This is a genomic window from Waltera sp., assembly GCF_046969025.1.
GTDB lineage: Bacteria > Bacillota > Clostridia > Lachnospirales > Lachnospiraceae > Acetatifactor > Acetatifactor acetigignens.
In genome coordinates this window covers 57,649-80,940 of record NZ_JBKVQF010000007.1, presented here as the reverse complement: position 1 = coordinate 80,940, position 23,292 = coordinate 57,649, and the positions used below count along the sequence as shown (strand labels likewise).

The 23,292-nt window shown below is 46.5% G+C and carries 17 protein-coding genes and 1 other annotated feature; of the genes, 2 read left to right on the top strand and 15 right to left on the bottom strand.

Annotated elements, in window-relative coordinates; translation table 11 throughout:
• Positions 1 to 21: 21 nt before the first annotated feature.
• Positions 22 to 963 carry an alpha/beta fold hydrolase gene (locus ACLTOH_RS05445; RefSeq protein ID WP_227061897.1) on the bottom strand — a complete coding sequence of 314 codons (942 nt, stop codon included), beginning with the start codon at positions 961 to 963 and terminating at the stop codon, positions 22 to 24.
• 187 nt (positions 964 to 1,150) lie between these two features.
• On the bottom strand, positions 1,151 to 3,160 hold the full coding sequence (metG, locus tag ACLTOH_RS05440) for a methionine--tRNA ligase (RefSeq protein WP_412223569.1): 2,010 nt from the start codon (positions 3,158 to 3,160) through the stop codon (positions 1,151 to 1,153).
• A 240-nt stretch (positions 3,161 to 3,400) separates the two neighbouring features.
• Positions 3,401 to 3,664: a binding site (T-box leader), on the bottom strand.
• Between the two features lie 124 nt (positions 3,665 to 3,788).
• Between metG and ACLTOH_RS05435 the strand changes: the two genes are divergently transcribed.
• Positions 3,789 to 6,023: an EAL domain-containing protein gene (locus ACLTOH_RS05435; RefSeq protein WP_412223567.1), complete on the top strand. Its 2,235-nt coding sequence runs from the start codon at positions 3,789 to 3,791 to the stop codon at positions 6,021 to 6,023.
• 47 nt (positions 6,024 to 6,070) lie between these two features.
• On the opposite strand, the gene ACLTOH_RS05430 is transcribed toward ACLTOH_RS05435, so the two are convergent.
• The 7 genes from ACLTOH_RS05430 to ACLTOH_RS05400 form a co-directional block, all read right to left on the bottom strand.
• Positions 6,071 to 7,816 carry an alpha-amylase family glycosyl hydrolase gene (locus ACLTOH_RS05430; RefSeq protein ID WP_412223566.1) on the bottom strand — a complete coding sequence of 582 codons (1,746 nt, stop codon included), beginning with the start codon at positions 7,814 to 7,816 and terminating at the stop codon, positions 6,071 to 6,073.
• Positions 7,817 to 7,825: 9 nt separating this feature from the next.
• Positions 7,826 to 11,389 carry a glycoside hydrolase family 2 TIM barrel-domain containing protein gene (locus tag ACLTOH_RS05425; protein WP_412223593.1) on the bottom strand — a complete coding sequence of 1,188 codons (3,564 nt, stop codon included), beginning with the start codon at positions 11,387 to 11,389 and terminating at the stop codon, positions 7,826 to 7,828.
• A 47-nt stretch (positions 11,390 to 11,436) separates the two neighbouring features.
• The gene (locus ACLTOH_RS05420) at positions 11,437 to 12,069 is read right to left on the bottom strand and encodes a phosphatase PAP2 family protein (protein ID WP_412223564.1); all 633 of its coding nucleotides are present in this window, start codon (positions 12,067 to 12,069) and stop codon (positions 11,437 to 11,439) included.
• Between the two features lie 36 nt (positions 12,070 to 12,105).
• A complete protein-coding gene (gene rpe, locus ACLTOH_RS05415; protein WP_412223562.1) occupies positions 12,106 to 12,756 on the bottom strand; it encodes a ribulose-phosphate 3-epimerase in 651 nt (216 codons plus the stop codon).
• Positions 12,757 to 12,911: 155 nt separating this feature from the next.
• Positions 12,912 to 13,955, bottom strand: coding sequence for an N-acetylmuramoyl-L-alanine amidase family protein (locus tag ACLTOH_RS05410; RefSeq protein ID WP_262594635.1), 1,044 nt, complete (start codon positions 13,953 to 13,955; stop codon positions 12,912 to 12,914).
• A 101-nt stretch (positions 13,956 to 14,056) separates the two neighbouring features.
• Positions 14,057 to 15,142 carry an SGNH/GDSL hydrolase family protein gene (locus tag ACLTOH_RS05405; protein WP_412223560.1) on the bottom strand — a complete coding sequence of 362 codons (1,086 nt, stop codon included), beginning with the start codon at positions 15,140 to 15,142 and terminating at the stop codon, positions 14,057 to 14,059.
• Between the two features lie 68 nt (positions 15,143 to 15,210).
• A complete protein-coding gene (locus tag ACLTOH_RS05400) occupies positions 15,211 to 16,149 on the bottom strand; it encodes a glycoside hydrolase family 113 (RefSeq protein ID WP_412223558.1) in 939 nt (312 codons plus the stop codon).
• A gap of 190 nt (positions 16,150 to 16,339) precedes the next feature.
• On the opposite strand from ACLTOH_RS05400, the gene ACLTOH_RS05395 reads away from it, so the two are divergent.
• A complete protein-coding gene (locus ACLTOH_RS05395; RefSeq protein ID WP_412223556.1) occupies positions 16,340 to 17,203 on the top strand; it encodes an SPL family radical SAM protein in 864 nt (287 codons plus the stop codon).
• Between the two features lie 138 nt (positions 17,204 to 17,341).
• Here ACLTOH_RS05395 and ACLTOH_RS05390 read toward each other — a convergent pair whose 3' ends face one another.
• The 6 genes from ACLTOH_RS05390 to ACLTOH_RS05365 all read right to left on the bottom strand — a co-directional run bounded on the left by ACLTOH_RS05390 (position 17,342) and on the right by ACLTOH_RS05365 (position 23,260).
• Positions 17,342 to 18,256 carry an AEC family transporter gene (locus ACLTOH_RS05390; RefSeq protein ID WP_412223554.1) on the bottom strand — a complete coding sequence of 305 codons (915 nt, stop codon included), beginning with the start codon at positions 18,254 to 18,256 and terminating at the stop codon, positions 17,342 to 17,344.
• Positions 18,257 to 18,333: 77 nt separating this feature from the next.
• Positions 18,334 to 19,383 carry a lactonase family protein gene (locus ACLTOH_RS05385; protein ID WP_227733601.1) on the bottom strand — a complete coding sequence of 350 codons (1,050 nt, stop codon included), beginning with the start codon at positions 19,381 to 19,383 and terminating at the stop codon, positions 18,334 to 18,336.
• Positions 19,384 to 19,387: 4 nt separating this feature from the next.
• A complete protein-coding gene (locus ACLTOH_RS05380) occupies positions 19,388 to 20,422 on the bottom strand; it encodes a lactonase family protein (RefSeq protein WP_022312719.1) in 1,035 nt (344 codons plus the stop codon).
• 18 nt (positions 20,423 to 20,440) lie between these two features.
• Complete coding sequence (locus ACLTOH_RS05375; RefSeq protein ID WP_178015797.1) at positions 20,441 to 21,409, bottom strand: aldo/keto reductase; 969 nt, start codon at positions 21,407 to 21,409, stop codon at positions 20,441 to 20,443.
• Positions 21,410 to 21,435: 26 nt separating this feature from the next.
• Positions 21,436 to 22,332: a carbohydrate ABC transporter permease gene (locus ACLTOH_RS05370; RefSeq protein ID WP_022312721.1), complete on the bottom strand. Its 897-nt coding sequence runs from the start codon at positions 22,330 to 22,332 to the stop codon at positions 21,436 to 21,438.
• A gap of 10 nt (positions 22,333 to 22,342) precedes the next feature.
• Complete coding sequence (locus tag ACLTOH_RS05365; RefSeq protein WP_412223553.1) at positions 22,343 to 23,260, bottom strand: ABC transporter permease; 918 nt, start codon at positions 23,258 to 23,260, stop codon at positions 22,343 to 22,345.
• Positions 23,261 to 23,292: the final 32 nt, after the last annotated feature.

The following is a 23,292-nucleotide window of genomic DNA, read 5'->3' as shown; positions in this document are numbered from 1 at the left end:
TGATCCGAAAGCTTTCCGGTCTTAATCCAGTCCCGGAATCTCCCTGCGGATCCATTGATAGATGTCCTCCATGGCCTGTTCACCGTCTTCCTCATTCAAAAGCTCATGTCTGTCATTCTCGTACAGTTTGACGGTAATATTTTTCACACCAGCCTTCTTCAGAGAATCACATGCCTTCCGGACACCCTTACCGTAATCTCCCACCGGGTCCTCGGCACCGGATACCATAAGGATTGGCAGGTTCTGCGGTACCTTCTCCAGATTCTCCTGCTTCTGCAGTCTGCGGATCAGTTCAAACAGCGTCTGGAACCCATTCACAGTAAAGGTAAATCCACACAGCTCATCCGCTATATAGCGGTCCACATTCTCCGGATTCCGGCTCAGCCAGTCACTGGATGTCCTCGGAGCATCGATCCGCTTGTTATAGCCGCCGAAAGCAGCCTTGTCAATAAAACGGCTGATATGCTTTGAACCACAGAACAGCTTCTGTATGCCTGCCATGGCTTTGGAACAAAGGATCAATCCCCCGGACTGCATTCCCGTTCCGACAATTACCGCCCCGTCGACTCCCTTACCGTAACGACACAGATAATTCCTCGTAATAAAGGAACCCATACTGTGTCCCAAAATAACATAGGGCACCTCCGGATAGCTTTCCTCTGTGATCTTCTTCAGCCGATGTACATCCCTTACCACTACCGTTGCCGGATCCTGTTCGCAGAAGTAACCGTAAGTGCCGCCTTCCGCCACAGATTTTCCATGTCCGAGATGGTCTTCTCCGGTAACAAGGATTCCTCTGGCAGTCAGAAATTCAGCCAGGTTCTCATAACGCTCCACATACTCTGCCATTCCGTGCACTACCTGCACAATGCCTTTTACATTGCCGTCATCGGGAGTATATCTCACTGCATGGATACGGCTTTCGCCGTCCCGGGAATCAAAGTAAAATTCTTCCTTAATCATAGGACCTCCTTGGTTACTGGAAAATCATAGGACGCACAAAACAAATGTCAATTTTACAATCATCTGCTTTGGCATCCTATTCATTATATATCATTTCTTATAAAATTTTAAGCCCTATATTGCTTTTTTTGTAAAATAGTAACAGTTCATCCCGCCTCATTCGTAAAGTTGCGTTGTCATATACTATTTAACAGATCTCTGCTCCGGCAGGCATATTCTTCTCCGGGGTGACCAGAGCCAGATTGCCTTCCGCGTCTTCTGCGCACAGGATCATGCCCTCGGACATTACTCCTGCCAGTTTCGCAGGCTTCAGGTTCACCAGTACCATAACCTTCTTGCCCACCATTTCCTCCGGGCTGTAATGTGCTTTGATGCCAGAGACGATCTGACGTACCTGGCTGCCGATCTTCACCTGGCTGCACAGCAGCTTCTTGGACTTGGGCACTGCCTCACAGGAAATGATCTCACCTACCTGGAACTGCATTTTTGCGAAGTCGTCATATTCGATCTCTGTCTTGGGCTCAATATCGATGGCTTCCTGCTCTGCCTTTTCTGCCTCGGCATTTGCCTCTTCCGCTTCATGCTCCGCTGCTGCCTTGATCATGGCTTCTTCCAGCTCTGCCTCTTTTTTTGCTACATCCTTCATATCCAGACGGGCGAAGAGGATCTCAGGCTGATCTGTCACCCTGTTGCCGCTCTCATACAGGCCGAACTGCTCTAACTGATCAAAGTCACGCAGGGAGGTATTCAGCTGTTTTGCGATCTTCTCTGCGGTTTCGGGCATATAAGGCTCTAACAGGGATGCGCCAATGATAATACCTTCCACCAGATTGTACAGAACGGTAGCCAGACGATCTGCCTTGGCTTCGTCCTTGGCCAGTACCCAGGGTTCGGTCTCATCGATGTATTTATTACAGCGTTTGAAGATGCCGAAGATCTCGGTCAGGGCATCTGCTACTCGCAGTTCTTCCATTTTGGCTACTACTTTTGCATAAGTGCCGGTCACAGTCTGTTTCAGATCGGCATCCACTGCTGTATCGTTCTCGGTCAGCTGTACATTCCTATTCTCTACTACACCGCCAAAATACTTGTTGCTCATGGAAATGGTACGGTTCACCAGGTTGCCCAGGGTGTTGGCCAGATCGGAATTGGTACGCTCTGCTACCAGTTCCCAGGTCAGATTACCGTCATTTTCAAAAGGCATCTCATGCAGTACATAGTAACGTACTGCATCTACGCCGAAATAATCTACCAGATCATCCGCATAGACCACATTTCCCTTGGATTTGCTCATCTTGCCACCGCCCATAAGAAGCCAGGGATGTCCGAATACCTGCTTCGGCAGGGGCTCGCCCAGTGCCATCAGTAAAATAGGCCAGTAGATCGTATGGAACCGGATGATATCCTTGCCGATCAGGTGCAGGTCTGCGGGCCACAGCTTCTTATACTGTTCGGTGCTGTTGCCGTCTGCATCGTAGCCGATACCGGTGATGTAGTTGGTCAGCGCATCCAGCCATACATAGATGACATGCTTGGGATCGAAGGTCACCGGAATCCCCCAGGTGAAGGAAGTACGGGATACGCACAGATCCTGCAGTCCGGGGAGCAGGAAGTTGTTCATCATCTCGTTCTTACGGGAAACGGGCTGAATGAACTCGGGATGCTCATTAATGTGCTTGATCAGTTTGTCTGCATATTTGCTCATGCGGAAGAAATAAGCCTCCTCCTTAGCAGGCTTTACGACACCGCCGCAGTCCGGACACTTGCCGTCTACCAGCTGGGACTCCGTCCAGAAAGATTCACATGGGGTACAGTACATTCCCTCATAGGCCCCCTTGTAAATATCTCCCTGATCATAGAGACGCTTGAAGATCTTCTGTACCTGCTTCTCATGATCCTCATCCGTGGTACGGATGAACTTATCATAGGAAATATTTAACAGGTCGCACAGTCCGCGGATCACACCGGCGATCTTGTCCACATGCTCCTTGGGTGTGATGCCGGCTGCCTCAGCCTTCAGTTCGATCTTCTGTCCATGCTCGTCAGTACCGGTCTGGAAGAAGACATCATAGCCCTCCTTTCTCTTGAAACGTGCGATGCTGTCAGCCAGTACGATCTCGTAGTTGTTGCCGATATGAGGCTTCGCAGATGTATAGGCAATCGCTGTGGTAAGATAATATTTTCCTTTGCTTTCCATTGTGTCTGTTCTCCTTTTCTACTCCTATAACACTATCTAATGCCACACGGATTGCTCCGCGCTTTGCGCTCCCGCAATCCTACCCGCCATTCGCATATCGAAAGGCTTACGCCTCTCTTCTATGCTCATATCGGGGCAGGTCATCAAGACAGAAAATTACTCTCGTGCAAGCACATCGTAATTTCTGTCTTGTGACCTTGTTGGCATTAAAAAAGTCTCCTCAAAGAACCTTATGTTCTTCAAGAAGACGAGCGTTATCTCGTGTTACCACTTCTCTTCGTCTGTACCTCACAGTACAGACCTCTTCGGGTCCGTAACCCTATCCGCTGTAACAGGCGGATCCTGTCGCAGCCTTGCTTTCACCGTTTGTTCTGTCCCGGTGTCCGTTCGGTGCGCCGCTCAGAAGCCATCTTCTCCATCTGTCCGTTTCATTCCTCTCAGCCTGCCGGAATGTTCTCTGTAAAACTTCTATAAAATAGATACTCTCTTCCTCATTGCATTTGTGTATTCTTACAGTAGCACAGGAAATCCGGACTGTCAATGCAGTTTTTGTTGCCATGCAATCGTAAAGGTGTATAATATTATATTATATAGGGTAATTTTTATAACATACATAAGAGGATATAAAATGAAACAAAGTAAATTGCCAAAGCAGACCTTGATCATTCTGGGCATTGCTCTGGTACTGGTAATTTCCACCGTCATGTGGAGTTCTGCCCAGATCACACAGGATACAGAGGAAGAAGTACAGTCCACTCTCCGGGATGTTGCCACGCAGAACGCCCTGATCGTACAGCAGGAGATCCGTGAAAACTTCAACTTATTATACAGCCTTGCCGATGCGATCAGTGTTTCCCCGGGTACAGCCAATGCCAGCTCCATTGCCGCACAGTTGGAATCTTTCGTCTCCACCTATGGGTTTAAGCGGATTGGCTTCATCTCACCGGATGGTCAGGCAATGGCCACTGACGGCTATGTACAAGATCTGTCCAGCAGAGATTTTTTCAAAGATGGTATGCAGGGGCTTCCCGGTATTACCAATACTCTTCAGGATCGAATGGGTACTCCGGAGCCCATCAATGTATTCAGCATTCCCGTATATGATCAGAGTAATTCCATTATCGGTGTTTTATTTGCCACCTATCGGAACCAGCATTTTGAAGAAATTTTAGGCGTGCAATCCTTTAATAATCAAGGATTCAGTTGTCTGGTAAATCAGGACGGTGACCTGATCGCCACATCTTCCAATGCACCGGCTTCCCTGCAGGAAGCCGACCGTATGTCCGATTATCTGACTCAGAATGCCCGTAACGACCAGCCCTTGCAGGATCTGCATACGCTGCTTCAGAGTTCTTCTTCCAGCGGTGGTCATTTCTATGGAGGCAGTCAGAAGTATTATTACTATGCGGCTGCAATGGACAATCTCCGCAGCGACAGACAGTGGTTCGCCCTGACTATTGTTCCCGATCAGGTACTTTCCAGTCGTTCCGCTCCGATATTGTTTCAGGTGCGGCTGCTGATCCTGCTGATCATTGTGATCGCCGGAGTCGGTACTTTTGCTTTTGTGCACAGTATCCGGACACGGCGCAGGCAGTTATATCGTCTGGCTTATGTGGATCCTCTGACAAATGGTGATAATTTTGCCTGCTTCAAGGAGAAATTATCCCACCGAGGCGGAGACAGCGGCTTCTATGTTGCCCTGGATCTTCAGGATTTCAAGCTGATCAATAATACCTGTGGTGTGGCCAAGGGTGACGAAACACTGTTGGAAGTATGGAAGCTCCTGCAAACCGGTACACATCTGGGTGAATTTTCTGCCCACATCAATGCAGACCGGTTCATCCTGTTCCTGCGGGATAATGACCGGTGTACCTTAGAACCCAGATTGGAGTGCCTGTGTCAGGATATTTCCAATTTGTCCACAAAGCTTAATATTCCGAAACTGTTCCCACTGTGCGGCATCTATGAGACCGCCGATCATAAGGAAATCGAACAGAATTACGGCAAGGCTGTACAGGCCATGTATCCGATAAAAGGAAAACGTACCAGGCATTATGCTTTTTATGATGAGCTGGATATCAAACAGCTCTCCGAGGATCGTCTGATGGAAGATGTCTTCGAAGATGCCCTGAAGAACGGAGAATTCCAGCTGTGGTATCAGCCGAAGGTAGACCCCGTCACCGGAAACATTCTGGGAGCGGAGGCTCTGATCCGTTGGAAGCGCCCCGACGGCACCATGCTCTCTCCCGGCAAGTTCATTCCATTATTTGAGAAAAACGGTAATATCACAACACTGGACGAATATGTGTTCCGCACGGTGTGCGCACAACAGCAGAGATGGCTGCAGGCTGGAGCAAAATTGTATCCGATTTCTGTAAATATTTCCAGAGTCAGCCTATACTACAGCAATGTGGTAGATAAGTACCGGGAGCTTTTGAATTCTTTCCAGCTGGATCCGAAATATGTTCCGCTGGAGATCACCGAGAGTGCTACCATTAATAACAGTGATATCTCCTCCCTGATCGAGCAGTTCCATGAAGCGGGATTTACTCTACTGCTGGATGATTTCGGAAGCGGATATTCTTCTCTGTCTTCGCTGAATGTCATGCATTTCGATACAATCAAGCTGGATAAGAGTCTGATCGATTACATTGGTGACCGGAACGGTGAAAAGCTGCTGTTGCACATCACGCAGCTGCTGCAGAGCTTCGGTATGACTATTACCGCAGAGGGGGTAGAAACTTCGGATCAGGTAGAGTTTCTGAAGAATCTTCACTGTGATGATATTCAGGGTTACTACTTCTCGAAGCCGTTACCGGTAAACGAATTTGAAGATTTTGTAAGAAAGCATACAGGTCTGTAGGGTTCGCCCACAGACCTGTTTTTTATTTCTGTATTCTTTTTTCTGTATCATTCTTCTCCCAGGATCAGGATCGACCAGGCCGGAAGCGTGATTTCTGCACCGGTACGCTCCGCAGTCTCTTCTCCGGTATAAAGCTCCCCAAGCAGTACCAGCTCCTCCGCTGCCGTCTTTCCTATCGTAAGTCCGCTCAGATCTACTGTTGCGGTCTCCGCAGAAGTATTGCCTAACATCAATAAGCTGCTGTTCTCGTCACTTCTTGTCAGGGCAAAGCATTGTTCACCGGAATACTGCTCCAGATAAGCGGTGGTGCCTCTGGCGATCACCGGGTTCTGGTTGCGGACACGGATCACCTGTTTCACATAATTATAGATGGAATCGGGATCCTCCTGCTGTTCTTCCAGACTGTCAAATTTCATCCGGAAATCATCCATATCTGCCGGGCCCTTACACATGCCTTCCGCATTGCCGTCCTTGTTCCAGTACATGGGGGCCCGTTTGTTCTCGTCTTTGCCGGAGCCCTTCATGCCCAGTTCTTCCCCATAATAGAGGAATACATTGCCATTCATTAAGAGATTAAGGGCATTGCCCATTTTCGTCTGAGCTTCGCTATTCTCCCCGGCATAGTAACCTGCACTGCGTCCCATATCATGATTGGTGTAGAAGGGAGCATTGATATAATCCGGATTGTACTGCGCATACATGCCCTGCTCTGTTTCCAGATTCTTTGCATAAGATGTTGCCGATGCCTTACCGTTCATCACATTGGCAATGATACCGGACTTGTCGGCAAAAGCAAAATCAAACATGCTGTCCACGCCGCTCTCATAATATTTGGCATAGGTATTCTGATCCGTCCAGCATTCACACACCAGATAATTCTCCGGATCTTTGCCATGAACATAATCCGCGAACCAGCTTAGAATTTCCACATTGTCCTCTGTGGATCCGGTAACATACTCTTTCACCGCATCCAGTCGGAAGCCATCCACACCCATATCCAGCCAGAAGTCCGCGATCTGCTCAAATTCCCGGCGTACCGCCTCATTCTCCAGATTCAGATCCGGCATTCCGTCCCAGAATCTCGCTTCATAATACCAGTCTGTCCCATTTACCTGTGCATATCCGCTCAGGGCTTCCCTTGAAAAATGGTAATAATCCACATAAGGACATTCTGAGGAGTCAGGCTCAGTGCCTTCCGGCAGATTTTTCAGATATTCTACAGCCTGCAAAAACCAGGGATGTTTACTGGACGAATGGTTCATCGCCAGATCCAGGATCACACGGATCCCACGGTCATGACAGGCCGTCAGCAACTCCTGAAACGTTTCCAGAGTGCCGTACTGCGGATCGATATTCTCATAATCCGTGGTATCGTATTTATGATAGGTGACGGAGGGCATCACCGGCATGAGCCAGATACCATTGATTCCCAGATCCATATCCGTGGTATCATCTCCGTCATTCAGATAATCCAGCTTTTCCAGTACGCCCTGTAGATCTCCAATGCCATCACCGTCGCTGTCATAGAAGGAATATACGAAAAGCTCATAGTAGGTACGGTAGTTGTCGTCCGGGATCTGCAGTACCCGGTTGTCCTGCACCAGAGACGTGGTACTGCCGGTGCTGTCAGTGTTACTGTCCGTGCTCTCATCCTGTACGGTGGCAGTCTCATTCTGTGTACCGGCAGCAGACGCATTGCTGTTTTCTCCTTTGCTGCCTCCACAGGCAGTCAGAGACGCTGTCATTCCCACCACCAGTATTGCTGCCCATATTTTTCTGTTCCATTTGCTCATAGTTATCACTTACTCCTCAGATCCGCTTTTTTCAAACCGGAACCATTTGAAATCAAAATTGCATCCCGGCAGGAAAACGAAGGTCACATTCTGCTCTCCTGTCACTCTTTCCAGAGGGAAACGCAGTTCCCTATATTCCTCGCTGTGCGGGAAGGGAAGTACCTGTGTAGCTCCATCGGTAAACCTAAGCTGGATCGTATTCTGCTGTAAAGGAGTTCTTCCGCAGATGACAATGCTATCGGTTCCCGCTTCTCCAAAGTTCATATCCGTAAATTCGAAAGAGACATTATTGCCGATCTGTTCAACGGCATCCCCGGTTCTCACAAAGCTGTCACCATAAGTAACTCCGTCCGTGAGAGCACTCAGTCTTGCATAAGCTTTTTCCTGTCTGGTGAAATGAAACTCTTTCAGGAAAATTTTATCTTCTGACACTATTGTCAGTTTTGTTACACCCTTTAATCTCCGGGGCAATACGAAGGTATCCGGCTGGAAGACTTCCCAGATGCCCGGCTTCTGATAGGTTATTTCACCCACCAGTGTTCCCTGTGTCCCGGAACCGCTCTCTTCGGGCTCTCCCTTCCATATCTGAATCCGGTGGGGATCATTATCGTTGGCAAAAATGGACAGCGTGATCTCGTCACTTCCGAATTCACCAAAGTCTAACGCTTCATAGACCAGTCCGGTAGGCTGTGCCTTGTCCGTTCCGGCACTGTTCTCCACTCCGCGGCTTACGTCTCCGCCAAAACTTCCGACATAAGAAATACCCGCCACCGGCTCATACGGAGAATGGAACGTCCGTCCCATGCCCTCCACTGCAAAGTCAAGTTGGGAAATCATTTTAATATTGGTTGTTCCGTTACAGGTCATACACCTTACCTGAAAACTGCCATCACTGACGCCTGTGATCCGGATGCTCTCGCCGTCTTCCAGTTCCTCCAGCTTTGCCACAGGGCTGGGGATACCGGAAGCGTCAGTAATGCTCCAGAGAAGCTTACGGTCTGTGGCTTCCATGGGATAGATACGGGTATGTAGCAATACATACGGCTTCTCCGGTGTCAATCTCATATAGGGAGCGCTCATTTCCAGTTTCCGCACCGGAACAAATCCGGGATCCACAAAGGCGGGCGGATATTCTCTGTTTTCTTCTGTTGCGCAGACACCGGGACGAATCGGTGCTTCGACTGCCTGTAACGTCACTGTCGCCGTGCGGTGTCCGGCAGCTGCCGTTGCTGTTCCAGTGCCGGTTTCATTGGTCATGCTGTTCACTGTGGCTGCCCATGCATCCTCCACAGTCACACGAATCTCCCCCGGCGTAGTTTTTGCTGCGATCATAGCCAGTAATTTCCCCTGGAACAACTTACGTACGGTTCCCTTGTAGGCATCGTAATCGGCGCTGTCACCATTGTCCAAGCCTATGAGACGTCCGGCGCCTTCCACGGTCACTCTCACATAATCGGAAGCATTTTCCACAGGGTATCCATCCCGGTCCTCCGCAGAGATCTCCACGAAGATCATATCCTCGCCGTTGGCGCACATGGTAGATTTATTGGCTTTTACTATATAATGATCTGTGTTGCCGAAGGAATGTCTCTCCTGTCTGGCTATCTCCCTACCCGTTTCGTCGTATGCCACGGCACAGATACTGCCGGGCGCATACGGTACTTTCCAGGAAGGCTGCAATACCGTTCCTTTCTGATGATCGATCTGCTGTTTTCCCTGTGACGCTCCGTTTACGAACAGTTCCACCTCCGGAGCATTGCTGGTGATCCGCACGTCCACCTGCTGTCCCGGATTAAAATCCCAGTAAGGGTAGACATGAATCATGGGATCTTTTTTCACATCTGTCCACTCTGAGCGGAAGAGATAGTAGGAATCCTTCGGGAAAACCGCCGTATCCATCTGTCCGAAATAGCTGTTTTTCGTCTGATAAGGCGTCGGCTCACCGATATAGTCAATGGCTGTCCAGATGAACTGACCACAGGAATAAGGGGTATCTCTGTCCATAGTGATACAGTATTCCGTATTTTTCGCTGCCCAGCTGGTGGTACTGTTACCCAGTGCGGAGCACTGCTCATCCGCTTCGATCAAGGTCGCCCGATCCAGCGGAAAATGATAGATGCCGCGGCTCTGTACGACAGAAGAAGTCTCGCTTCCGTAGATGACCCAGTCCGGATGCTTTTCATGGTGTTCCGCATAATATTTTTCCGCGTAGTTATAGCCCGCCACTTTCACGATATCCGCACATTTCTGGGCATTTTCCCAGGGCATGTAATTGGAACCGATCGTCACCGGTGCCACCTTCCGGTAATCCCACTTTCTGACTACTGCAAGGAGGCTACGGGTGATCTCCTGTCCATGGGCATCCGCATGGGTATCCGGAATCTCGTTGCCAATGCTCCACATGATAACGGAAGGATGATTGCGGTCTCTGCGGATCCAGCTGCGTACATCCTTCTCCATCCACTCCTTGAAAAATCTGGCATAATCATAAGGATTCTTTGCCATCTCCCACATATCGAACGCTTCGGATACGATCAGAAATCCCATCTCATCCGCCAGTTCCATCAGTTCCACAGCGGGCATATTGTGGGAAGTCCGCACAGCATTGACACCCATGGAACGCATGAGTTCAAATTTCCGGCGCATGGCTTCTTTGTGAAAAGCCGCTCCCAGTGCTCCGAGGTCATGGTGATCGCAGGCACCGTTCAGGCGCACTTTTCTGCCGTTTAATAAAAAGCCCCTGGCAGGATCAAATTGCATGGTGCGGAAACCGATGCGAAGATGTTCCTGCTGACATAGTTCCCGGCTGTTGGTCTCCTGCTCTCTCCACAGGCATACCTGCAGATCATACAAGTAAGGATCCGTAATATCCCATTTCCTAGGATTATCCACAGGAATCGTCATGGATATCTTGTTCTGTCCACGGGTGAGAGGCTGTTTTACCCGGAAAAGCTCCTGGGTTTCTGTTCCTATGGGACTTTTGCTGTTATCAGTATCTCGCAGACAGTATTCCAGTTCATAGTTTCCACTATCGGTTCCCCATTCCAGTTCCGTGTCGATGGTCAGGTCATAACCCTTTTTTGTCTCAACAGAAGATGTGTAAATACCGTCCAGAGGAATATGTGTCTCCGGCAGCCGGATCATCCACACATTCCGGTAGATTCCGGCACCGCTGTACCATCTGCTGTTGGGCGCCTGAAATACGACGCGCAGAATGATTTCATTGTCTCCCTCATGTAAAGCATCCGTAATATCCCAGTCAAAGGTAGAATAGCCGTATTTCCAGTCACCAAGGTGCTCACCATTTACGTAAATAGAAGAATCCATGTAGACACCTTCAAAGCGGAGGATGACACGGTCATCATTTTCTGTTTTATCCGGGGCATAGGCAAAGTTCTTCCGATACCAGCCGATGCTGTCTTCATAGAGATTCTTCGTATCATAGATCAGCCAGTCATGGGGCAGATCCACCGGCTGCATTTTGGCTTCCCAGATCTGCCTGTCTTCCCAGTTCACACCTAATTCCGTTTTGGCAAAATACCAATTATCATTCCATAACGTTCTGCTGTTCATCACCGTTTTTGCCCTTTCTGTCTGATCCCGGTTTCTGTCCCATTATTTTATTTTTCCTGCACGTGTTCGGATTTATCTGCGTTCGATGCAGACTGCGCATCCGCCCGGTTCTCCAGATGTTTCACAAGCCAGACCGCCAATAGTGCATCCAGCGTTCCCAGCAGGATTCCACCCAGGATATCCGTCGGGTAATGCACGAAGAAGTAAAGTCTGGAAAATGCAATAAGTGCCGCCATGAGCAGACTTAAGAGTCCTGCTCTGCGATAATAGCAGAAGATCGTCACTGCACCGGCGAATCCATTGGAGCTGTGTCCCGAAGGGAACGAATATTCAGAAGGAAACGGGATCTTCAATATGACACTGTTGTCGACTGCGCAGGGTCTGGGTCTGGCGATCACATTTTTCAGAAACAGATTCCCCACCAGATAGGTAATAGCCATTGCGATCATCATAGTCAGACCGCATTTTCTGGTCTTCGGTATACATGTCAGGACGATGGCGATGGCAATCCATACAAGCCCGCTTTCTCCTATGGTGGTAAAAAGACGCATGACGTCCGTCAGCCATCCCTGATGAATTTCTTGTATTGCGTGTAATATCTGTAACTCCATATCAATCTCCATTCCGCAGACAACTGTCTGTCCTTCCGTCACCGTCTGCCGGCAGTCTGCGCCTTCCATAAGATGTTCCCCGCCTCGTTCCTGCCTATAGCGATGTCACTGCATCTTCGCAAGAAAAGCCTTCGCATTGGCTGCAATGTCATCCTTGAATACAGCAGAGCCTGCCACGATAACATTTGCTCCCTTCTCCAGTGCCAGCGCTACATTGTCCAGATGAATGCCGCCGTCTACTTCCAGATCAGTAGCAAGCCCTCTGTCCGTGATCATTTTACGGATCACCATTACCTTATCCAGGCATTCCGGAATCAGCTTCTGTCCGCCGAAGCCAGGTTCTACAGTCATCACCAGCACCATATCCACCAGTTCCAGATAAGGCTCCACTGCCTCTGCCGGAGTGGCGGGTTTGATGGTGATGCCGACCTTTTTGCCGGTGGCACGTATTTTATCAATGCATCCCTTCACATCTTCTGTGGCTTCCAGATGGAAATTCACCAGATCCGCGCCGCAGGCAGCGAACTCTTCCACATAACGCTCCGGCTTCTCGATCATCAGATGTACATCGAGAAACATATCTGTGTGAGGTCTTACTGCCTTCAAAACAGGCATTCCGTAAGAGATCGAAGGCACAAACAGTCCGTCCATCACGTCTACATGCAGCCAGGGCACGCCGGCTCCTTCCACAGCTTTGATATCTTCTCCCAGCTTCCAGAAATCCGCCGAAAGAATTGAAGGTGATAAAATATTCATGATACTCCTCATTTCTGCCCTTTCGGGCTTTGTCTGCAGCACTTTTCCCAATGAATAGGAAATCGTATTCCATATGCGTCTATTCTAACAAACTTGCATTCTTAAAACAAGACAAACTAAAAGGAACCTTTCCTTTCGGGAAAAGTTCCTCTTTTCTATAGATTTTTGACATCCTCTTTTAACCGGTCCCAGGCATCCTCGTGTTCCGTATAATATATGGGACATTTTTTCCCACCGCAGTCATAATGGCGGAGAATATCCTCCGGTTCCAGTTCATAGGCGTCGATCAGCCATCTCAACAGCCTGATCAGGGAGTCGTAGGTTTCCTGCGTGAACTGTCCGTTGTCCGCCTTATAGCAGCATTCGATAGAGATGGAATCCTCGTTACGGGTCTGCACCGCATAAGCGATCTCATCCAGAGGAACGCACTGGAGGATCTCCCCGTTATAGCCGATGATAAAATGCGCACTGGCACTGCGCTCATGATTGTCCTTAAGCTGTTCGAAATAACTGCGGTTCTGTGCTGCACTGGTGCCGGGGTTGGCAGTATAATGCACGAAAATATTATTCACCTCCGTCAAAGGATCTCCCGGTCTGGAATATTCATTTACCGTGAGGAAATCCTCTGTCCAGTCAGGGTGCGCTGCGTAAGTCTCCGCCGACAGTCCCTGAATCCGGGTTCCTATAGTATTCTCAATCCCTTTTTCCACCTGCTGCGCCATGTCTATTGCTTCCATCGGTGTGCTGGCTTCCGCAGTACCGGCAGGCACATTCAGAAGCTTTGTCAACGCAATGATTCCTACCAGAATTCCTGCACTAAGCAGAGTCAGCCGAATATATCTGCGGATTCTTGCCCGTCTGCGGCGGCGCTGTCTCTCCGCCCTCGCCAGACGGTGCCTGGCACGGGTATTGTAGGTATTGTCTTTGTATACATTTTCCCCATATACCGCATCCGCAGTTCGCTGCTTCTGCTGGTGGGTTCTATTTTCCTGCCGGGGTGCTACACTGTGCTGAGGATATGTTCTTGTCCTTGTGCCCTCCTGCGGCATTGCAGGTGTGCTGTGTTGTGACCGTTCTGTGCGCCTTCCCATATGTCTGCCCATATTTTTCCCGGTTTGATAATCCACCAGATACGGATTCCTCCGCATCTGCGTTATATGGATCTCTGCCTGTCTGCTTGAACGATTTTCCTGCGTCATATTGCCAGCCCCTCCAAATGAATTACTTTCTATGGGTTTCAATATAGCGCGGAGTTGTCACATTTTACGTCACATTTTTCTTAAGAAATTATAAATTTCTTCTATAACAGTGCTTGCAGATATGTTTCGATCTCTTTCGCGGTGATTTGATGAGCTTTCACTCCGGGATGCAGGCGGCTGCCAACGGTATCCGGTGTCGTGTCGGGGAGATGTAAAAAGTGAATCCGGGAATCGGCGGTCTGCTTCGCATAGCCTTCCACAGCTTCCCGGATGACGGACAGAAAGTTGTCTCCCAGCATGCCGTAACCCCAGATGATCTGTGCTGTGGGGTTGCTGTTCCGCACTACTTTCAGGAAATCGCAGATAGCTGTTGTCAGAATCTCTTTAACTTCTTCTATGTCCCGTGTTCCTGCCCATTCCTGCCCCAGTTCCGCTGCGGACTGAATCGCTGTGGCATCATTGGTTCCCAGATTGATAATGACCGCATCTGGCTGCCATGCTTCGAAATCATAGTCTTCCAACGCTCCCAAGGAAGCATTCCTCTCCCCGGTGAGTAATCCACAGACCTGTGTGTAAAACGGAGGAATCTTATTCTCCACATTTCCATCCCATCCGGTGACAATTCCCCAGCCGCTCTGGGATACCACACGATACTCCGCAGAAAGCGCGTCTGCCACCACACAGGGATAAGTATTCACTGCTGAGAAAAAAGCGCTGATCCAATCCTCTTCGCAGGCGGCTCCCACCGTACCTTCCCCACTGGTAATGCTGTCTCCCACGAATTCCAGCCGGTACTTCGGCTCCGGCAACTGCAGGAATTCACCGTCTGCATATTGCAATCCCACAATCTGTAACAGATGCCCGGGATCCTGATGCATTGCCTGTACTTCCTTCAGTATCCGTACATGCTTCGGTTTTCCTACCGTCATCCCCCGGAACAGGCACACTTCGTTTTTCCCTTTATTTAATGGAACTCTACTGATCTGCACGCCGTTCAGTTCCACCGCAAGCCAAGGTTCATAAGCGTCGTAATCGGCATTTACCTCCACCTGAAGTTCACTTCCGGTATAGATAAATTCTATTCCGCTGCCTGTCCAGAATAAATTCACCACGTCCGTTCCCGTGGTGCGTCCCAACACCCGTACCTGCGGCAATGCTGCCACACTGACTGTCCTTTTTTGCTCCATCTTTTCTCCCACACCTCTCTGTGCATTGTCTTATCTGTCGTTCTGATTTTCGCTGTCCCGCCTTCTTATCACCGGTTCTTGGCACAACGGCTGTATTCTTCGGCGATCACAGCCTCCGCAGGGCGACCACAGACCGCATAAGGACTCTTCCATTCCATACTTCCCGGCCAGTCCCAGATTCCGAAGCCTTTCACCCAGTCACGTTTTTGGCAGGCAGAAAATATTGCCCGGTACCAGTCTGCCTGTTCCGCATCATCCTCTTTACCCTGCAGTTCCCAGTTATTTGGCACCTGCGCGGAACCATGAATATTCATGCATCCTGCTTCCGCGAACAGAAAAGGCTTTTGATATTTTCGAACCACTTTCTCAATACGATCCAACTGATTCTCCCAATCATCGATAGGATAATATCCGCTGGAAGCGATCACATCCACTGCATCCCACCATGTAATATGATCTTCCCCGTATTTGTCACAATTATAACCGACAGGCCCGTCATATATTGTGCGGACCTCTGCGATCAGCATTCTCCACTCCGTCTCCCGGTGCTCTGTCATCGTCATCTCGCAGCCTGTAAGAAATAATTCACACCCTGTCCGCTGTGCGATCTGTGCATAATGCTTCTGAAAAGCAATATGGCTTTCAAACCAGTTGCCCCACTTCGGTTCGCAAGGAACATCATGATCAAAAAAGCTTATCCTTGCTCTCCAGACACCATTGTCACAATTCACGGTAGGCTTTAATGCCACCTTTAATCCCAGACTCTGTGCATATCGGATCATATCACACAGTTCCTCATCCGTGCAGCTTTTCTCCCCATCGAAACGAATTTCTTCGCTATAAGGGGTCTCCTGCATCCCCGAAGGAGTGAGTATCACCCAGTTAGCGTGGGTCTTATGTATCATTTCCTCCATACTTTTTCTGGCTTCTCCAGATTCCAGTAATCCTTTGTGCGGAAAAACCGCAAAATTCACCCCATGAAATTTTTCTGTATCAAATTTCTGCATCAATAGTTTTCCTTTCCATAATTGTTTTATCATAAAGCTTTGCCGATCCCTGTTCTTGTATTGTATCATTATTATCTTTATTTAGCTAGTTATTTTAGCTTATTTTTAGTTAAAATTATTTTTTGTTTTCTCACTTTTCCTATGTTAACATAAAAACAAAGTTATACGATCAAATGAGGGGAATATTGCCATGCATTTTGTCCAGGCGAAGGGGATTTTATCTCAGAATAATGGAATGAATATTTACCGTGGATGCTCCCACGGCTGCATTTATTGTGACAGCCGCAGCAAATGTTACGGTTTTACGCATGCCTTTGAAGACGTCGAAGTGAAAGATAATGCGCCGGAACTGCTGGAGCAGGCATTACGTTCAAAGAGACACAAATGTATGATCGGTACGGGCGCCATGTGTGACCCTTATCTTCCTGCTGAAAAAGAGCTGCAACTGACCAGAAGATGTCTGGAACTGATCGATCGGTATGAATATGGTGTCACGGTACTCACAAAATCCAATCTGGTGCTTCGGGATCTCGATCTGCTGCAATCTATCAATAAGAAGACCAAGGCAGTCGTACAGATGACGCTCACTACTTATGATGAGTATCTGTGCCGGAAGCTTGAACCGAATGTGTCTACTACGGGAGAGCGTTTTGAAGTGTTGATGAGATGTAAAGAGTTAGGAATACCGACTCTTGTGTGGATGACACCGATTCTTCCTTTTATTAACGATACCAGGGAGAATATAGAAGGCTTGCTTGATTATTGCCTGCAGGCAGGAGTTCAGGGAATCCTGCTGTTCGATGTAGGAGTCACGTTGCGGGATGGAGATCGGGAATTTTTCTATCAGGCTCTGGATCGTGATTTTCCCGGCATTCGGCAAAAATATGTCCATACTTACGGAAATGCCTATGATATTCCCAGCCCTCACGCCAAAGAACTTATGGCCTTAATTCGCAATACCTGCTCAGCCAATAGTATTCTATGCTCCCCGAAGGAATGCTTCGCTTACCTGAATGAATTCCCTGAGAGATATGTGCAGCAGACATTGTTTTAGGTTCCAATGGCGATAATTTCTACAAAAAAGTTTATATAGACAACACAGTAAAATCGGGAGCTTTTGCTCCCGACATCTTGATAACGCAAAAAACGAATATTTACATTCAGAATAGAACTACACTCAGAAAATTGGTAGCTATAGCTTCAGCGCCCAGAACAAAAACGGCATTGTGATCACGGAAAGCAATGTGGTCAGAGCCACGCCCCTGGATGTCAACCGATAATCGCCATTGTACTGCTGTGCCAACATTACTGTCATGCTGCCTACCGGTGTTGCCATCATTACCAGACAAACGCCTCGGAATATCGGATCCTTGATAAAAAAGCACAGTCCCCACAGAAGCAATGCCGGCAATAGTACCAGTTTTACTACAGAGAAAACGAGTAGGCGCACATCTGTAAACAAATCTCTTAACCGGGTCTGCGCCAAAGAGTCACCAATGACCAACATGCTTAACGGACCTGTGATGGCACCAGTGAAAGTTGCTGTATCTTCAAGGATCAATGGGACCGGAAGATTGGTGATATACAGAATTATCGCAATAATGCAAGAGCCTACGCCTATATTCACGAGTTGTTTCCAATTTATATTTTTCTGACAACCACCAATCTGCATTTTGTGGATGCCATAAGTATAGATCAAGACATTATATAACAAGTTGAAGATTACAGCGTGAATTATTGCATTGCTGCCATACATGACATCCAGCAAGGGATAACCCATAAATCCAATATTGGAAAAAAGCGTCATGACCTGATAAGCGCCGTAGTCCTCTCTGTCTGCATGAAGCAATCTGGGCAATAGTTCCGCGACAGCAAACATAATTGCAAAATAGATCAGCACAACACCCAGAGTAAACAACAATTTTCCTTTATTCTCCAGTCTCTCAGGATTCATACCAGAGGCAATAATCAGCGCAGGATTTCCAATATTGATTACTATACTTGAAATTGTTTTGCCTGTAGTATCTTTAAACACACCGATTTTCCGACAGATATATCCGATGAGCATAATCAAGAAAAACATTATCATTTTTTGGAGTAAAAGCATACAACACCTTCATATAGTAAATATATAAGCTCGCAAATTATACGTTCTTACAAATGCATCTCTAACCGCTGCCAACATTACTTTGCAGAGTCGCCCATTATAACACAGGAAGGAGAGGGAATTACAATTTCCTGTCCGCTCCACTTTAAAATCCCTTTATTTTCATCAAAGAAAAAGGTCTGTACCACATCTGTATGCTGAATACCCACTATCAGCATAGAGCCATCTGGTACAAAACAAAACTCCCGGCAAAAATCACCTGCCAACATTGTATGTCCTTTCAACATCAACAAACCGGTTTCCTTATCTACCTCATAGACAACAATTGAATTGTGCCCTCTGTTCCCAGCCAAAAGATATCTACCGGATGGATGCATCTGTAGTGCCGAAGTATAGTTCTCCCGGTCATAACCATCCTCACGTCTCGTCGATATTACCTGGACATTCCGTAACATATCTTTGCAATCCGGCTGATACTCAAACACAAAAATTTGACAGCTCAATTCAGATACCATATATAGATATTTTCCATCCGGACTGAAACGGAGTTGTCTGGGTCCACTGTCTTCCGGTGCTTTCCACTCGAAAACTTTTTGATACGTTTTTGCATCATAAAGATATATATAATCAAGACCGCAATCCGCAACCGCAATATATTTTCCATCCGGTGTAGGCATGGATGCATGAATATGAGACATCCTTCCATTTGGTTCCTGGTGATGCTCTACTCGTCTTTCCTCCCCAATGCTTCCATCCTGATTAATGCCGTACACCACCAGCAATCCATTACGAAAAACAGATACTAAAAGACTATCTTTTTCCTCATCCGCTATAACATGACATGGCCAGCCACCATAAGCATATCTGCTATTTAAAAATGAAAGTTTATTATCCTCTATGCGATAAGCAGCAACACCTCCACCCGGTACACCTTTATATTCCAGTGATTCCATAACCGCATACAGACATTTTCTCTTTTCCGAAACATATAAATATGCAGAATCGTCAGCCTCTACTGTTGAAACTTCCCTCATTTCCCCATTTTGAGTATTTATCTCCAATGTGTAAATACCTTTCGATCCTCTCAAGGAGTTCGTTCCTACGTAACACTTCATCCATTTCTCCATATCTTTACCTTTCCGTTTCGTCATTGTACTCTCCGTTGTAAATTTGATAAGCTCTTGGCATTCTTTTTTCCCATAAACGTTTTCCCTCACATAGATCAAAAAGCTCCAGTCTTCCGGTTGATTCCGCAAATTCTTCATCAGCAATCAGCAAACAATCCAGCTGTTTCAGATACAGAAAGCTCCTGGGCCATCCCAGTGTTTGCAAAATTCTCCCTTCCCGGATCATTCCGTTTTGCTCAACGACCAATTCCCGGATCAGATTAGCTCCCCGTACTCCTACGAACAATCTTCCTTTTGTCCAATCTGGACACAAAATTGAAGAAAGACTTTTTCGTGCTCCGGCAGGGAGCAAACTGACACGCTGCTTTTCTTTCAAACCTCCGTCTGAATTTTTCTCCAACACGATCAATTCATTCGATAATTCTGTAACGAGGTATACGATTTTTCCTAATGGATGTATCTCCAGAAATCTTGGACCTGATCCCCGGGGCTGTTGCTCTATTCTCCAGTTGTCCCGGTTTCCCCAAAGTTGGCTCTCACTACTATGATATACTGCATCCGCGCCCAGATCGGCAATCCAGCACTCCTCCTGCATCCACTTTACAAAATGCGGATGAGACGCTTCCTGCCTGCTAACTACCGGACCATTTCCTTTGAAAATCACCCTTCCAGATTCTTTGCCGATGCGCCCCTCCGCTACGTCCACTGATACAACCATTTGTTCTCCATACACAGCAATCAAAAGAGCCTTTCCCTGCTCCCAAAAGCTCATATGGCTGATCCCTCTCCAAGGGAAACAGCTTTTCTCCAAAAAAAACAGTTCTCCTGTAAGTTGCTTCAAATAAAACGACTGAATATAACTTCCCCCTGATTCTTCCTGTCCTACCGCATACAGTATTCCGTTGGGCGCAATACACGCCCATTCCAGATTTTTCAGTGGTGCAGCCAAAGTTTCCCTGCTGTCATTTCTCCCCAGGTCAATACGATATATCCCATCTGTCGATGTGTTTCCAAATGTATTGCAAAAATAGAATGTCATTTAAGTCAGCTCTCTCCATTATGAAAACAAAAACTCTACTTCCTCTTGCGTTAATCTCTTTTCTGATGCACGAAGGCTCTCTTCCAGTTCCTTAACCCTGCAAGGTCCTACGATCGGAATAACCTGAAAAGGCTGCGCATAAAGATATGCTAATGTTATTTCCAATGGAGTGGCATTCGTGAGCTTGCATAGTTCGTCTACTCTCTCCGCTCTTTTTAAGGATTCCGCATTATAAAACATATCTCTGGGGAAAGCAAATTTATCGTCCTTGAGAAATCCCTCTTCCTTATGTAATACAAAAAATCCTGCTGCCTGAGAAGTATATGCAGTTACCGGTTTACCGGTTTTTTGGTGATATTCATATATGTTCTCTGTCATATGGGTCTGTACAGCTGCCTCCACTGCCTCGTCATTCGGTTTTGCCAAATTGAACATAATTTCATGCCCGACAAAGGATTTCAAATTATGCTCTTTCGCGTAAGCATCTGCAGCCCACATTCTTTCTGCCGACCAGTTCGAACAAGCAAAATATCTCACCTTTCCTTCTCTGACAAAGCTGTTCAAAGTTTCAATAATTTCACCAACCTCACGCTTCGGATCATCTGCATGTAAATAGTATAAATCTATATAATCAGTCTGTAAGCTTTTCAAACTGCTCTCCAGATCCTCTCGTATCTCTTCCGGCGCCAGCCTTTTTATGTTCGGTGTTTCAAGTGCATGGCAGGCTCCTTTGGTCGCAACTACCAGCTTGCTTCTCAATCTATGCTGTTTCATCCATCTTCCAATCAATAATTCAGATAGTGGAAGATTTCCTGGATTCCACCTTCCATACACATTCGCTGTATCAATAAATGTACCCCCATTTCCTACAAAACAATCGAGGATATCGAATGATGCCTGGTCGGAAATACGGCTCCCGAGCACTCCACCTCCCAACGCTATATCTGACACTCGCAAATTTGTTCCTTTATAATTTACAATATTCATCCTTCGCTCTCCTTTTAAAACACTTCTCAGCCTTTCACTGCTCCAACTGTCATACCTCTTGCAAAATAGGACTGGAAAAACGGAAATATAATCATAAGAGGTAAAATACCGATTACTGCAATTGCCATACGAACCGTGATGGTAGGCATTTTACCCAAGGCATTGGCAGCCTCTGCGCTTCCTGCCATACTTTGTGTCATAAACTGAATATCCAGCAAAATTCTATTCAAATAATTTTGCAGACTGAATAATTTTGTATTCGTAAGATAAAGGAGACCATTATACCAGTCATTCCAATAACCAATACCAATCAACAATCCTACCGTAGCCAGGATGGGTTTCGAAATCGGCATAATAATACTAAAGAAAATTCGGAACTCCTTAGCGCCATCTACCATAGCTGATTCGATCAATTCCTTAGGCGTATTGTTATTAAAGTATGTTCTCACCAGCAGAACATTGAAACCATTTACCAAAATATTATTTGGCAAAAGTAATGCAAATATAGTATTTTTGACATGTAACGTATTTACATATAATAAATAGGTGGGAACCATACCTCCGTTAAAAAGCAATGTAAAAAACACGAGAAAATTGATTATCTTTCTTCCGGGTAATTCATTACGCGAAAGTGTATATCCCAGCATGGCTGTAAGCATCAATCCGGAAATCGTACCTATAAATGTAGTTAGTATTGAAATCCCGTATGCACGGAATATTGTCTGCCCCTGCGTCGCCATATAGCGATATGCTTCCAGACTCCACTCTTTGGGCCAAAAGGAATAACCATTTCGGAACACACTATCATTATCCGACAGAGAAGACGTTACCAGCAACAACGTAGGAAGAGTACAGAAAAGCACGAAACAAATTAAAACTATATGTGCTACTAATGCTGATTTGTTTACTTTCATTCGTTTCATCTCACACCTCCTAAAACAGAGAATCTTCCGGGCTGATCTTCCGAAGTAACAAATTTGTAATTAAAACAATTAAAAAGCCGACTACTGACTGATATACTCCTGCTGCTGCAGACATACCCACGTCTCCTGTCTGTATCAATGTGCGGTACACATAGGTATCTATTGTATTTGTAGTACTGTATATTGCTCCTGAGTTCTGCGTAACCTGATAAAATAAACCAAAATCAGAATAAAAAATCTTTCCTACCGCCAATAATATCATCATTATAATAACCGGTTTCAACAATACCAGTGTGATATACCGTACCTGTTGAAGCTTTGATGCCCCATCCAGTTGAGCCGCTTCATAGTAAGACCTATCAATAGAAATAACATTGGCATAATAAATAGTTGCCTGAAATCCAAATGACTTCCATGTATTTACGATCGGTAATATTATAGGCCAGTACTTTGACTCATTGTACCAGGATATCGTGCTTTTTCCCAAGGGCTCCAGGATCCCTTTATTAATAAAGCCTACATCCGTACTTAAGAAAGCAAATACCAGATAACTGATAATGACGATAGAAAACAAATATGGCAAAAGAATCACTGTCTGATATACTTTTAAAGCCTTTTTGCTTGTCACTTCGCTCAAAAGAATTGCTACTAAAATACCTAAAAATGTATTAATTATAATAAATGCCACATTGTACAATATTGTGTTTCTGGTAATAATAAAAGCAACTGAGTTTTTAAATAAAAACAAAAAATTTCTAAAGCCTGCCCAATCACTTCCATAAATTCCTTTGCTGTAGTCGAAATCTTTAAAAGCTACCACCATACCCGTTAGTGGTAAATAATTGTTAATAAACAAATAAACCAATGCCGGCAAAGCCATAATGTATAGTGGCAAAAGCTTTTTTATTTTTTTTAATCTTTTATACATACCAGGCTCCTTTGAATAGAAAGGTCAGTTGT

Coding starts and splice junctions, on each gene's coding strand:
- ACLTOH_RS05445 (WP_227061897.1), bottom strand. CDS start 963: ATGATTAAGGAAGAATTTTACTTTGATTCCCGGGACGGCGAAAGCCGT.
- metG (WP_412223569.1), bottom strand. CDS start 3,160: ATGGAAAGCAAAGGAAAATATTATCTTACCACAGCGATTGCCTATACA.
- ACLTOH_RS05435 (WP_412223567.1), top strand. CDS start 3,789: ATGAAACAAAGTAAATTGCCAAAGCAGACCTTGATCATTCTGGGCATT.
- ACLTOH_RS05430 (WP_412223566.1), bottom strand. CDS start 7,816: ATGAGCAAATGGAACAGAAAAATATGGGCAGCAATACTGGTGGTGGGA.
- ACLTOH_RS05425 (WP_412223593.1), bottom strand. CDS start 11,389: ATGAACAGCAGAACGTTATGGAATGATAATTGGTATTTTGCCAAAACG.
- ACLTOH_RS05420 (WP_412223564.1), bottom strand. CDS start 12,069: ATGGAAGGCGCAGACTGCCGGCAGACGGTGACGGAAGGACAGACAGTT.
- rpe (WP_412223562.1), bottom strand. CDS start 12,756: ATGAATATTTTATCACCTTCAATTCTTTCGGCGGATTTCTGGAAGCTG.
- ACLTOH_RS05410 (WP_262594635.1), bottom strand. CDS start 13,955: ATGACGCAGGAAAATCGTTCAAGCAGACAGGCAGAGATCCATATAACG.
- ACLTOH_RS05405 (WP_412223560.1), bottom strand. CDS start 15,142: ATGGAGCAAAAAAGGACAGTCAGTGTGGCAGCATTGCCGCAGGTACGG.
- ACLTOH_RS05400 (WP_412223558.1), bottom strand. CDS start 16,149: ATGCAGAAATTTGATACAGAAAAATTTCATGGGGTGAATTTTGCGGTT.
- ACLTOH_RS05395 (WP_412223556.1), top strand. CDS start 16,340: ATGCATTTTGTCCAGGCGAAGGGGATTTTATCTCAGAATAATGGAATG.
- ACLTOH_RS05390 (WP_412223554.1), bottom strand. CDS start 18,256: ATGCTTTTACTCCAAAAAATGATAATGTTTTTCTTGATTATGCTCATC.
- ACLTOH_RS05385 (WP_227733601.1), bottom strand. CDS start 19,383: ATGGAGAAATGGATGAAGTGTTACGTAGGAACGAACTCCTTGAGAGGA.
- ACLTOH_RS05380 (WP_022312719.1), bottom strand. CDS start 20,422: ATGACATTCTATTTTTGCAATACATTTGGAAACACATCGACAGATGGG.
- ACLTOH_RS05375 (WP_178015797.1), bottom strand. CDS start 21,409: ATGAATATTGTAAATTATAAAGGAACAAATTTGCGAGTGTCAGATATA.
- ACLTOH_RS05370 (WP_022312721.1), bottom strand. CDS start 22,332: ATGAAACGAATGAAAGTAAACAAATCAGCATTAGTAGCACATATAGTT.
- ACLTOH_RS05365 (WP_412223553.1), bottom strand. CDS start 23,260: ATGTATAAAAGATTAAAAAAAATAAAAAAGCTTTTGCCACTATACATT.